General features: G+C 70.9%; 12 protein-coding genes. 4 read left to right on the forward strand and 8 right to left on the reverse strand.

Annotated elements, in window-relative coordinates; genetic code table 11:
* Window positions 1-7: 7 nt before the first annotated feature.
* The 5 genes from JIX56_RS06620 to JIX56_RS06640 all read right to left on the reverse strand — a co-directional run bounded on the left by JIX56_RS06620 (window position 8) and on the right by JIX56_RS06640 (window position 5,965).
* A complete protein-coding gene (locus tag JIX56_RS06620) occupies window positions 8-1,027 on the reverse strand; it encodes an ABC transporter permease (protein WP_257537820.1) in 1,020 nt (339 codons plus the stop codon).
* Window positions 1,024-2,565 carry a sugar ABC transporter ATP-binding protein gene (locus JIX56_RS06625; protein WP_257537821.1) on the reverse strand — a complete coding sequence of 514 codons (1,542 nt, stop codon included), beginning with the start codon at window positions 2,563-2,565 and terminating at the stop codon, window positions 1,024-1,026. Before JIX56_RS06625 ends, JIX56_RS06620 begins: the two co-directional genes overlap by 4 nt.
* Window positions 2,566-2,785: 220 nt before the next feature.
* On the reverse strand, window positions 2,786-3,967 hold the full coding sequence (locus JIX56_RS06630; RefSeq protein WP_257537822.1) for an ROK family transcriptional regulator: 1,182 nt from the start codon (window positions 3,965-3,967) through the stop codon (window positions 2,786-2,788).
* 214 nt (window positions 3,968-4,181) lie between these two features.
* On the reverse strand, window positions 4,182-4,856 hold the full coding sequence (locus tag JIX56_RS06635) for a GntR family transcriptional regulator (protein ID WP_257537823.1): 675 nt from the start codon (window positions 4,854-4,856) through the stop codon (window positions 4,182-4,184).
* Window positions 4,857-5,026: 170 nt separating this feature from the next.
* Window positions 5,027-5,965, reverse strand: coding sequence for a beta-ketoacyl-ACP synthase III (locus JIX56_RS06640; protein ID WP_257537824.1), 939 nt, complete (start codon window positions 5,963-5,965; stop codon window positions 5,027-5,029).
* A gap of 286 nt (window positions 5,966-6,251) precedes the next feature.
* On the opposite strand from JIX56_RS06640, the gene JIX56_RS06645 reads away from it, so the two are divergent.
* Together JIX56_RS06645 and JIX56_RS06650 are read left to right on the forward strand one after the other, a co-directional pair.
* On the forward strand, window positions 6,252-7,034 hold the full coding sequence (locus JIX56_RS06645; protein ID WP_257537825.1) for a DUF899 domain-containing protein: 783 nt from the start codon (window positions 6,252-6,254) through the stop codon (window positions 7,032-7,034).
* Between the two features lie 166 nt (window positions 7,035-7,200).
* Window positions 7,201-7,749 (forward strand): YciI family protein, encoded by a 549-nt coding sequence (locus JIX56_RS06650; protein WP_257537826.1) that lies wholly within the window; start codon window positions 7,201-7,203, stop codon window positions 7,747-7,749.
* A gap of 63 nt (window positions 7,750-7,812) precedes the next feature.
* Here the strand turns inward: JIX56_RS06650 and JIX56_RS06655 are convergent, their stop codons facing one another.
* Window positions 7,813-8,805 (reverse strand): glycosyltransferase family 2 protein, encoded by a 993-nt coding sequence (locus JIX56_RS06655; protein ID WP_257537827.1) that lies wholly within the window; start codon window positions 8,803-8,805, stop codon window positions 7,813-7,815.
* Between the two features lie 106 nt (window positions 8,806-8,911).
* On the opposite strand from JIX56_RS06655, the gene JIX56_RS06660 reads away from it, so the two are divergent.
* Both JIX56_RS06660 and JIX56_RS06665 read left to right on the forward strand, forming a co-directional pair.
* Entirely contained in the window at window positions 8,912-9,382 is a 471-nt protein-coding gene (locus JIX56_RS06660) for a GtrA family protein (RefSeq protein WP_257537828.1), read from the forward strand.
* A 37-nt stretch (window positions 9,383-9,419) separates the two neighbouring features.
* The gene (locus JIX56_RS06665; protein WP_257537829.1) at window positions 9,420-10,877 is read left to right on the forward strand and encodes a hypothetical protein; all 1,458 of its coding nucleotides are present in this window, start codon (window positions 9,420-9,422) and stop codon (window positions 10,875-10,877) included.
* Window positions 10,878-10,998: 121 nt separating this feature from the next.
* On the opposite strand, the gene JIX56_RS06670 is transcribed toward JIX56_RS06665, so the two are convergent.
* On the reverse strand, window positions 10,999-11,478 hold the full coding sequence (locus JIX56_RS06670; protein WP_257537830.1) for a hypothetical protein: 480 nt from the start codon (window positions 11,476-11,478) through the stop codon (window positions 10,999-11,001).
* Window positions 11,472-12,065 carry a TIGR03086 family metal-binding protein gene (locus tag JIX56_RS06675; protein WP_257537831.1) on the reverse strand — a complete coding sequence of 198 codons (594 nt, stop codon included), beginning with the start codon at window positions 12,063-12,065 and terminating at the stop codon, window positions 11,472-11,474. Before JIX56_RS06675 ends, JIX56_RS06670 begins: the two co-directional genes overlap by 7 nt.
* Window positions 12,066-12,181: the final 116 nt, after the last annotated feature.

Below are 12,181 nucleotides of genomic sequence, written 5' to 3' on the forward strand. Positions count from 1 at the left end.
CGGTGTGTCAGGTCGTGCTTGCCGTACGTCGCTGGACCAGGACCGCGGCGACGATGATCGCGCCCTTGGCGATCTGCTGGACGTCGGTCTGCAGGTTGTTGAGCGCGAAGAGGTTGGTGATCGTGGTGAAGATCAGGACGCCGAGCACGGAGCCGACGATGGTGCCCCGGCCGCCGGTGAGCAGGGTGCCGCCGATGATCGCGGCCGCGATGGCGTCGAGTTCGTAGAGGTTGCCGTTGGTGTTCTGGCCGGAGCCGGAGAGCACGATCAGCAGGAACGCGGCGATGCCGCAGCACAGTCCGGAGAGCAGGTAGAGGTACAGGCGCTGCCGCCGGACGTCGATGCCCGCGAGCCGGGCCGCCTCCGCGTTGCCGCCGACGGCGACCGTGCGCCGGCCGAAGGTCGTACGGTTCAGCACGAACCAGCCGATGATCGTCACGACCGCGAAGACGAGGACCAGCGGCGGGATGCCGAGGACGTACGCGTCGCGCTCGCCGAGGTCCAGGATGGCGTCGACGGTGACGATCTGGGTGCTGCCGTCGGTGATCTGGAGGGCGAGCCCCCGGGCCGAGGCGAGCATGGCGAGGGTGGCGATGAAGGGGACCAGCCCGCCGTATGCGATGAGCAGCCCGTTCACCAGGCCGCACCCCACGCCGACGATCACCGCCGTGAAGAGGATGCCGGCGAAGCCGTACTCCTGAGTGGCGACCGTGGTGGCCCAGACGGAGGCCAGCGCCACGATCGCGCCCACGGACAGGTCGATGCCGCCGGACATGATGACGAAGGTCATGCCGACGGTGACGACGCCGATCACCGAGGCCTGGGTGAGGACGAGTTGGAGGTTGCGGGTGTCGAGGAACTCGTCGGGTTTGGTCACGCCGCCGATGACGATCAGCGCGGCGAGGACACCGAGGAGCGAGAGGGTGCGCACGTCGGCGCGGAACACGAGGGCGCGCCAGGCCGGTGGTTCACTGACGGGTGTCACTTTGTCGGCGCTGCCCCGGGGCGGGGACACGGGCTGGGTCATGACGCCGGGCTCCCTTCAACGGTCACGGGGCTTCCTTCCATCACAAGGTCGAGTACGCGGTGTTCGTCGAGTTCACGGGCGGGCGCGGTGTGCACGACCCGGCCCTCGCGCAGGACGAGCACCCGGTCGGCGAGGCCGAGGACTTCGGGCACCTCACTGGAGACGAGCAGCACGGCCAGCCCCTCGTCGGCGAGCCGCCGGACCACCGCGTACAGCTCCGCGCGGGCGCCCACGTCGACGCCCCGGGTCGGCTCGTCGAGCAGCAGCACCCGGCAGCCGCGCAGCAGCCAGCGGGCGAGGACGGCCTTCTGCTGGTTGCCGCCGGAGAGGGTGCGGACCGGTACGGCCGGGTTGTCGGGACGTAGGGACAGCTCGCGGGTCGCGGCCCGCGCGGCGCGGTGTTCGGCGCCCCGGTCGATCCAGCCGACGCGCGCGAAGCGGGACATCGACGACACGGAAACGTTTCTGGTGACGGACTCCAGCATCAGCAGCGCCTGCGCCTTGCGCTCCTCGGGCGCGAGTCCGAGCCCGGCGCGTACGGCGGCCCGCACACTGCCCGGCCGCAACACCCGCCCGTCGACGCTGACCTGACCCGCCGTGGGCTTGCGGGCACCGTAGATCGTCTCCAGGATCTCGGACCGCCCGGAGCCGACGAGTCCGGCGAGCCCGACGATCTCACCGGGCCGGACCTCGAGGTCGAGGGCCTCGAACTCCCCTTCGCGCGCGAGCCCTCGCACTTCGAGCACGGGCGTGGCGCCGGCCGGTGGCGCGGGCGGCCGGTCCGGGAAGACGTACTCGACGTTCCGCCCCGTCATCAGCGCCACGACCTCGCGCGTCGGCGTGGACTTCGCGGGCAGCCCGCCCGCCACGGCCCGTCCGTCCTTCAGTACGGTCACCCGGTCGCCGATCCGCCGGATCTCCTCCAGACGGTGCGAGATGTAGACGACGGCCACCCCGGCCGCGGTCAGGTCCCCCACGATCCTGAAGAGGTTGTCGACCTCGTCCGGGTCGAGCGCGGCCGACGGCTCGTCCATGACGATGAGCCGTACGTCGTGGGAGAGCGCCCGGGCCATGGAGACGATCTGCTGCTGGGCGGCGGACAACTCACCGACGAGCCGCGCCGGATCGACCTCGGGATGTCCAAGTCGCTTGAGCAATGCGGCTGTTGACGCACGGGCCGCCTTTCCCCGTACGACGAAGCCGGCAGCCGTGGGTTCATGGCCGAGGTGGACGTTCTCGGCCACCGACAGGCCCTCCACCAGGTCGAGTTCCTGGTAGATGGTGGCGATACCTAGGCGCATGGCGGCGATCGGGGACTTGAGGGTGACGGGTTCGCCCCGCCAGGTGATCGTGCCGTCGTCGGGCTGGTGGGCGCCGGCCAGGACCTTGATCAGGGTGGACTTGCCGGCGCCGTTCTGGCCGAGCAGGCAGTGGACCTCTCCGGCCTGGACGTCGAGGTCGACGCCGTCCAGGGCCCGGACTCCGGGGAACGACTTGGTGATGCCGGACATGGTGAGCAGCGGTGTTTCTGGTGCCATGAGTTCCCCTTGGCGGGCGTGCGGGCCGGTTTCAGGGCGAATCCGCTTGCTGGGCAGGCGTGTTCGGGCAGGGCGGAGCGGGGGCGCTGTGCGTGGTGATGTCTGTGCGGCTCGGTGCTGGTGCGCTGTTCGGGCGGCTCTTGCGTGCGCCGTACGGGCGACTCGTGCGTGCGCCGTGCGGGCGACTCTTGCTGGTGTTCGGTACGAACGAACGGAGTGGCTACGCGGGTGAGAACAGATGGTCGCTGATGAGGCGGGCCGCGCCGATGACTCCGGCGGTGGGCCCCAACTCCCCCAGAACGATGGGCAGATTGCCGGTCGCGAGGGGCAGTGACTGGCGGTAGACCTGGGTGCGGATGGCGGCGAGCAGGGTGTGGCCGAGGCCGGTCACCCCACCGCCGATCACCACCAGGCCGGGGTTGAAGAAGCTGACGAGTCCGGCGATGACCTGGCCGGTGCGGTTGCCGCCCTCGCGTATCAGGTCGAGCGCGGTGGCGTCGCCGGCGGCGGCCGCGGCGGCCACGTCGACGGCGGTCAGGGTGCCGTGGGTCTCCAGGCGAGAGGCGAGTTCCGCCGAGAGGCCCTGCTGGGCGGCGTCCTTGGCGTCACGGGCGAGCGCGGCGCCGCTGAAGTGGGCCTCCAGGCAGCCCCGGTTGCCGCAGGCGCAGGGGCGGCCGTCCGGTACGGCGAGGATGTGCCCTATGTCGCCGGCGCTGCCCGTCGTACCGCGGTGGACCTCACCGCCGACGACGATGCCGCAGCCGATGCCGGTGCCGATCTTGACGCAGAGGAAGTCGCCCACGGAACGGGCCACGCCCGCGTGCTGCTCCCCCATCGCCATCAGGTTCACGTCGTTGTCGACCATGACGGGGCAGCCGAGTTCCTGGCTGAGCGCCTCGCGCACCGGGAACCCGTCCCAGCCCGGCATGATCGGCGGGGCGACGGGGACGCCCTCGGGAAAGCGAACCGGTCCGGGGACGCCGATGCCGGCGCCGTCGAACCCTTCCGCGAGCCCGGAGGCCTTCAACTTGGCGGCCATGGACAGCACTTGCTCGAAGACGGCGACCGGGCCGTCCCGTACGTCCATGGGCTGGTTGATGTGTCCGAGGATCTCCAACTCGGCGTTGGTGACGGCCACATCGATGGAGGTCGCGCCGATGTCGACGCCCAGGAAACGGAGCCCGGGGGCGAGCCGGATGTTGTGCGAGCGGCGCCCACCGCGCGAGGCGGCGAGTCCGTCGGCCACGACCAGGCCCGTCTCCAGCAGCCGATCCACCTCCACGGCGAGCTTCGACCGCGAGAGATCGACCCGATCCCCCAGCTGCGCCCGGGAGTTGGGCCCGCCGTCCCGCAACAGCCGCAGCAGCCGGGCCTGATGCGTGTTCGCGGGTCGAGCCGTCATACGTCTCACAAGCCCCTCCCCGCCTCAACCGGCCTCTACGCCCGTCGCCTTCCGGCCACATCCCGCAGCCGACGTTCCGGCCACATCCCGCGACCGACCTTTCGCAGGGGAACGTAGCAGCGGCTACCGGGACTGGGAAGAAGTCGCGCACAGATTGCCGCCAACTTTCTCCACTCACAGGACAAAGCGGGGGCGCGGCACGTGAGGCGGAGGGTTACTTCTCGCGCTCGTGGTACGTCTTGCGCGTGTGCTCGGTGTGGGCGCGCATGACCTCCGTGGCGCGCTGTTCGTCGCGGGCGGAGATCGCGGTGATGAGGTCGCGGTGCTCGATCCAGGACTGGTGGCCGCGTTGGCGGGCGACCGGGGTGTAGTACCAGCGGACGCGGCGGTCGACCTGGGCGGCGAGTTCGGCGAGGACCGCGTTGCCCGCCAGTTCCATGATCTTCGCGTGGAAGCGGGCGTTCATGGCGACCGCGGCGTCGACGTCGTCGGCGTCGACGGCCCGCTCGCCCTCGGCGCAGAGTTCCTCCAGCGCCGCGATGCCCGCCGTGCCGGCGTTCGCCGCGGCGAGGCGGGCGGCCTCGGCCTCCAACAGGGTGCGGACCGTGAGGAGTTGGTCGGCCTCCGCCTCCGTCGGCTCGTGGACGAAGGCGCCCTGGGCGGGCCGGAGGTCGACCCAGCCCTCGGTGTTGAGGCGTTGCAGGGCCTCGCGGACGGGCTGCCGGGACACCCCGAGGTGCCCGGCGAGTTCGCTCTCGACGAGGTGCTGGCCGGGACGCAGCGCCCGCGTCGTGATGAGTTCGAGCAGGGCCTCGTAGACGCGGTCGCGCAGTGGACCGGGGCGTTCGAGCTTGGGCACCGCCCCTTGCGGAAGTCCTGTCGACAACATCGGGTCCCCCTCCAGAGCACCACCGGGTGTACCGCACACGGAAAGTCAACGGCCCGTACTGGAAAGTCCACGTCAACAGCCAGTATGGATTGTCTTTCGTCTACAGTCTACGACCCGCGATGACCAGGGAGCCGACGGGTATGCCTCGTCACATCCCACGAACGCCCTGCTCACGGGCAGCGGACCACCTGTCCCGCGTACGACAGGTTGCCGCCGAAGCCGAAGAGCAGCACGGGGTCGCCGCTGGTGATCTCGCCGCGTTCGACGAGCTTGGAGAAGGCGAGGGGGATGCTCGCGGCCGAGGTGTTGCCGGAGTCGACGACATCCCGCGCGACCACGGCGTTGACCGCGCCGATCTTCATGGCGAGGGGCTCGATGATGCGCAGGTTGGCCTGGTGGAGCACGACCGCGGCGAGGTCGGCGGGCGTGAGTCCCGCCTTCTCGCAGGCGGCGCGGGCGATGGGCGGCAGCTTGGTGGTGGCCCAGCGGTAGACGCTCTGGCCCTCCTGCGCGAAGCGCGGAGGGGTGCCCTCGATGCGTACGGCGTTCCCCATCTCGGGTACCGATCCCCACAGCACCGGTCCGATGCCGGGTTCCTCGGCGGCCTCGACGACGGCCGCGCCCGCTCCGTCCCCGACGAGGACACAGGTCGTACGGTCGGTCCAGTCGGTGACCTCGGACATCTTGTCGGCGCCGATGACGAGCGCCCGGGTGGCGGCCCCGGCGCGCACGGCGTGGTCGGCGGTGGCGAGGGCGTGGGTGAACCCGGCGCAGACGACGTTGACGTCCATGGCGGCCGGGTTCGGGATGGAGAGCCGGTGCGCGACCCGGGCGGCCATGTTCGGGGAGCGGTCGACGGCGGTGGAGGTGGCGACGACGACCAGGTCGATGGCCTCCGGACCGAGGCCGGCCGAGGCGAGCGCCTTGGCGGCGGCGTGGCCGGCCAGCTCATCGACCGGCTCGTCGGGTCCTGCGATGTGCCGGGTGCGGATGCCCACGCGACTCGTGATCCACTCGTCACTGGTGTCGACCATGTCCGCCAGATCCTTGTTGGTGAGGACCCTGGCGGGCTGGTAGTGGCCGACGGCGGCGATTCGCGAGCCGTTCATGGGTGGTTCCCCTCGTAGCCTGTGGTCAGCGGGATCCACCAGTCTGATCAGTGACTCACCGGTACGAGGACGGGTGAGGCGACAGTAAAGCGTGGCCCGAGTTGTGGGCTTCCGTCAGAGCGCGTCCGTGACCTCGTCGGCCCCACGTCGTCGGGTCGGCGCGGGCTCGGCCGAGGGCGCCCCTCCGCCGCGATGAGTTTCGGCCGGGTCGCGAGTCTGTTCCGGTGACCGTCGTAGCACGTCGGTCGTACGACGCCGCCCGGCACGAGACACCACGGAGGACACCATGACGACCACGCCGAGTGACCCGACCACCGCGCTGCCCGGACGCCCGCCCGTCGTCGACCTGGCCACCTGGCAGGCCGCCCGTGACGAGCTTCTGGTCCGTGAGAAGGCCCACACGCGCGAGGGCGACGCCCTGGCCGCGGCCCGCCGCCGGCTGCCGATGGTCGAGTTCGACGGGACGGTGGAGGTCGTCGGCCCCGACGGCCCGGTGCCGTTCCTGGACCTGTTCCAGGGCCGCGACGAGCTCGTGGTCTACAAGCACATGTGGTACGACGGCGCGCCGCACCAGGGGCAGTGCGAGGGCTGCACCACGACGGCCTGGCACCTGAAGGACGCCGTCTATCTCAACGCCCGCGGCGTCTCGTTCGCCGTGCTGACCACGGGCCGCTGGGAGGAGGTGGCCTCCTACGTCGAGTTCATGGGCTACACCCAGCCCTGGTACTCGGTGCGCGACGTGGAGGGGCCGGCCGGCGGCGACATGGGTTACCTCACCTGCTTCCTGCGCGACGGCGACCGCGTGTTCCTCACGTACTCCACGACGGGCCGTGGCAACGAGCGGGTCAACGGGTCCCTCGGCCTGCTCGACATGACGCCCTACGGCCGCGGCGAGGCGTGGGAGGACAACCCCGAGGGCCGGCCCGAGGGGGGCAGCCCGTGCTGGTCCTGGCGCTCGGACGCGGACGGGAACCCCACGTGGGGCCCCACCAGCCGCCCCGTCCCGCAGTGGACCCGCCCCGGCGCGACCCCCGTGGAGACCCTCGGCCGACACGGCCACTGCCACTGACGCGCCGTCGTCGGCGATGTCGGTGTCGGCGTGGTGGCGGTGGGGTGCAGGCCGTCGGCCAGGTCGAACTCCGGCTCACAAGCGAACGCCGCCGCGTTCGGAGGGTGTGGTCGTCGCTGGGAAAGTCTGTTGAGACGCCGCCGTCTGTCGGGGAGGGTCTGGAGGCATGGAGTACTTCTGCTACCACCGCGACCGGCCCGGGTCCCTCGCGCTCCGCATCGAGCTGCTGGAAGAGCACTGGTCGTACATGGACCGGTACGCGAAGGAGCTCATCGCTCGCGGCCCGACCTTCGCCGACGACGGCGAGACGCCCACCGGCAGCGTGCACATCGTCGACCTGCCCGATCCCGCTGCTGCCCGCGCGTTCGCCTTCGACGAGCCCAACTACCAGGCGGGCGCGTACCGGGACGTGTTGCTGCGCCGGTGGCGCAACCTGCTGGGGCGCACCATGTGGGATTTCCCCGGTGGCCCAAGCGGTGGCAAACGGTACCTGGTGCTCGGCCTGGGCTCGGGGCCGGCCGTCGACCTCGACGTGCCTCCCGACCGGGACGATCTGATCGCGTACGGGCCGCTGCTGTCCGACGACGGCGCCACCTGGCTGGGTACGGCGGCGCTGCTCAGGGCCCCGGATCCGGACACGGCACGCACCGTCCTGACTGTGGACCGGTACGCCGACATCGAGGTCCACGACTGGGAGTTCGGCGGACGGCGCTGACGAACCAGGGACGCGCCACGCCGGCGCGTCCTCGTCGTAGTACGTCCGCCTGTCACGCGGCCGTCAGGGACTGCCGGAGACGTTCCGGGCGGGCACGGGACCGGTGCCGGACCGGTGCCTGGTGTAGCGCGGTGCGCGGGCCGGCGCGGCGTAGGCGAGGTGCACGAGCCGGGACTGTTCCTGCCGCATGTGCATGAGGGACTCGAGGATGTACCCGACGAGCAGCACGAGCACCGCGATCGTCATGATGGCGGCGGCGAGGATCGCCGTGGGAATGCGCGGCACGGTGCCCGTGCGGATGAAGTCGGCGATGACGGGGATGCCGAGGACGACCGAGACGAAGGCCAGCAGTCCCGCGACCAGGGTGTGGACGAGCGAGGGCCGCTCGCGCCGCGTGAGATCGAGGATGACCCGCAGGATGCGCCAGCCGTCCCGGAAGGTGCGCAGTTTGCTCTCGCTCCCGGCGGGCCTGACCCGGTAGTCCACCGTCAGCTCCGCCGTGGGAAGCCGGAGGTGGAGTGCGTGGATGGTCATCTCGGTTTCGGTCTCGAACTGGCGGGCCAGTGCCGGGAACGATTTGACGAAGCGCCGCGAGAAGACGCGGTAGCCGCTCAGCATGTCGGTCACGTCGTTGCCGAACAGCGACCGCACCGCACCCGTGAGCAGTCTGTTTCCGGTCGCGTGCCCCGCCCGGTAGGCGGCGCTGACCGTCTCGCGACGGGCGCCGACCACCTGGTCGTACGGTCCCTCGAAGAGCAGGTTGACCAGGTCGCGCGCCCGGGACGCGTCGTAGGTGTCGTCACCGTCGATGATGAGGAGGGCGTCGGCGTCGACATCGGCGAAGGCACGCCGGATGACGTTGCCCTTTCCCTTGCGCGGTTCTTCCCGGACGATCGCGCCCGCCTCGCGGGCGACCTCCACCGTGCGGTCGGTCGAGGCGTTGTCGTAGACGTAGATGTCGGCTTCGGGGAGTGCCGCCCTCAGGTCGCGCACCACCTTGCCGACGGTGGCCTCCTCGTTGTGGCACGGCACGACACACGCGATCGTCGGTTGCACGGCCGCTCCTTACCTGAACCTGACCCGGCGCCGAATTATGAGAGGAAATAATGCGTTATGGGCGCGTCCGGGTGGTTGGGGCGCGCCGGGTCGTTACTCTCACCGTGTGCTGGTCCTCGTATCCGTGGCGCTGCGTGTGCGTGACGTCGTCAGGGGTGTCTGGCGCGAGGCCGCCAAGTTCGGGGTTGTCGGGGCGCTGGCCTTCGTCGTGGACAACGGCGGCTACAACCTGCTGGTGTTCGGTCTTCCCGGCGGCCCGGAGGGTGGGGTGATGCGGGCCGCCCCCGTGCGGGCGTCCGTCCTCGCGACGGGCGCGGCGGCGCTCTTCAGCTGGGCGGGGAACCGTTACTGGACCTACCACGACCGACATCGCGTGAACGTGGCTCAGGAACTGACCCTGTTCCTGTTCGTGAATGTCGTCGGTGTCGCCATCACGGCGGGCACGGTCTTCGCCTCACGGCATCTGCTCGGGCTGGAATCGGTGCTCAGCGACAACGCCGCCCGCGTCTTCGGCTGGGTCCTCGCCACCCTGTTCCGCTTCTTCGCCTACCGGCGCTACGTCTTCGTCGCGCCCTGATCCGTAGGGTCCCGTCGTCGCTGTTAGCATCCGCCGCATGGGACAAAACGCACGGATTCAGGGCGAAAAGCGCTGGGTCTGGTGGCTGGCGGCTGTCGCCGTGGCGTGTTGCCTGGCCACGACCATCGTCTTCGCCCCCGGGTACATGAGTCCCGACAGCATCGACCAGCTCCGGCAGGCCATGGGCAGGACGCCCCTGACCGACTGGCACCCGCCCGTGCTGAGCCTGGTGTGGCGAGCGCTCATCGCCGTCACCGGTATGCCCTCGTCGATGGCCGTCCTACAGTCCGTCGTCTTCTGGGGCGCGCTGTGGGTGGTCGCATGGTGTGTCTGGGAACTGACCGCGAGCCGTGCCGGTTCGCTCGCCGTCCTCGGCCTCGGGCTGACTCCCCCCGTCCTGACGTTCGTCGGCGTGGTGTGGAAGGACGTCCACGTGGCCGGCGCGCTGCTCGCCGCCTGCGCGGTGGCGTTCGTCGGGCTGCGGCTGCGGGACAACCGCCTTCCCACCGCGATGCGCTGGGGCCTGCTGTGGCTGGGCGTGCTCTTCCTCGCCTACGCCATGCTCGTGCGCAAGAACGCGTTCCTCGCCGCGATTCCGATGTTCGTCCTGCTCGTCCTCGCGCTGTGGCGTTCCCCCGGGCGCCGCACATGGGCCAGGTGCACAGCGGCACTCGTGGCCGGCCTCGTCCTGCCCGCCGCCGCGATCTCCTGGATCGTGCGGCCCGTTCAGACGCATCAGGGCGCGCAGATCATGCTCGACGACCTGATCCACGTCCTGACCGTGGAGGAGCTGCGGTCGGCGAACGTCCCGCCGGACCTTCGGGACCGCCTCGTGGCCGCCGCCGAGGAATGCGACCGCATCGGCGCCCTGTCGGACGCCTACTGGGCCTGCTACGAACGCCCGGCGGACGGATTGACCAAGGATTCGGGCCCGCTCACGTCCCTGTGGCTGCGCGAGATGCGCGGACACGTCCCCGGCTATCTCCAGTACCGGCTGCGGCTCTTCGCCGCCCTGCTCTTCGAGACCGGCTACCCGTACCACCCGGGGGTCTTCGGCAACGACCTCGGAGTCGAAGTGGCCCACCCCCGGCTGGAAGACACCCTCGACTCGTACATCAACGGCACGGCCACGGATCTGCGGCCGCTCTTCCGGGGGTGGTTCTGGCTCGCTGTCGCGCTCGTGCTCGCCGTCCGCCCGGGCCGGGGGACGTTCTCCCTGCCGATCCGGGCGCTGGGCATCAGCTCGCTGGCCTATGTGCTCGGCTACCTGCCCATCATGCCGGCGACGAACTACCGCTACCTCTACTGGCCGGCGCTCGCCGGCACGCTCGGTCTCCTCCTGCTCTGGCTCGACCGTGACACAACCGACCGTGGCACAGCCGACCGCACCACGGCCGACACCGGCGTCTCGCGAACCAGCTCCGCCGTCACGCTCCACAACGCTGTGACGGCACCTCAGCCGACGGCCCCCGAGGGCCAGTCTCCGGCACAGTGAACCGCCCCACCCAACCGACCACCGACCACCGACCACCGACCACCGACCACCGACCACCGACCGCCGTATCTCCAGCACCGTGGCCTCCACCCGCGCCGAGCACGGCCTTCGGATGCCGTTGTCAGCCGTTCTGGCGTGGTGCCTCCCGCGCGGCACGGCGGCGCTCGTCCGGCAGCAGCCATGCCTGCGCGTCCCGCTGGATCCGCGCCGCGTCGAAGCTCTCGTACTCCCGGATCACCGACCTGGTCGTGCCTCGCTCGCGGTACTCGTCCATGATCGCCACATGCTCCGGCAGGCGGACGAACGACGCCAGAGCCCGCCGCCCGGTCCACACCGAGACGGCTCCGCAGCGCCGGGCCGAGGGCACGGCCCACCACCACATCCCGACCGCTCCGTCGAGATGCGGCCAGTGGCGCCGCAGCGCGAGGCCGCGACGAGCGATGCCGGGCAGATCTCGGTACGCGTCGCTGGTGAAGTCGGTGATGCTGACGATCAGCGGACCGTTCGATCGACCGCGTACGCCGCTGTCGAGGTCGTTCGACGCGGCGCGGTCGCCCAGGGACTCCCCGGCCGGACCAGGGCACCAACGGCTCCTCAGCACGGCCGCGGCGTCCAGGACGGGTCGCGGCCGAGCAGCGCGAGCAAGCGGTCGCCCGGCGGGGCGTCGTCGGGGACGGCGGTCCGTCGGCGGAACGCGGCACCGGGCCCGCGGCCCTCGTCCGGGACCAGGGCCGCGACGCGCAGCGCGGCGGTGGTGAGTTCGGGGGCGGGCTCCCACGGGGCGCCGATCGTCACCGCGATGTCCCAGGCGTGCACCACGTAGTCGAGCAGATGGAAGCCGATCGCCGTCCGTCCGGGGACGGCGAAGCCCTCGCCCACCTCCGGCAGCGCGAACCGCCGCTCCAGCACGTCGTCTTCCGCGAACGCCGCGGTGACCTCGCCCACCGACGCCTCATACGCTCCGGCCGGGTCATCGCCGAGATCGCCCTCTCGCCACACGGCCCACGGCTCGCCCGCGCCGCGGGCGGAGGCGGCGAACCCCTCGTTCTGGCTGACCAGATGGCGCACCAGGCCGTACAGGGTCCAGTCCGCGCACGGCGTCGCCCACCTCAAGTGATCGGCCTTCACCCGGGAGACCACCTCCCCGGTCAACAACAGTGCCTGGCGGTCCAGTTGTCGTATGTCCATGGCCGGAGCGTAAGATCCCGCAGCGGTTCAGCTCCAGGGCCAATAAGCTGCCAAGTGATTGAGCCAATCGCCGGTCCGGAAGCAGACGGCAGGCAGCAGCCGAGAGCGGAAAGCCA

Source organism: Streptomyces sp. CA-210063, from assembly GCF_024612015.1.
Classification (GTDB): Bacteria; Actinomycetota; Actinomycetes; order Streptomycetales; family Streptomycetaceae; genus Streptomyces.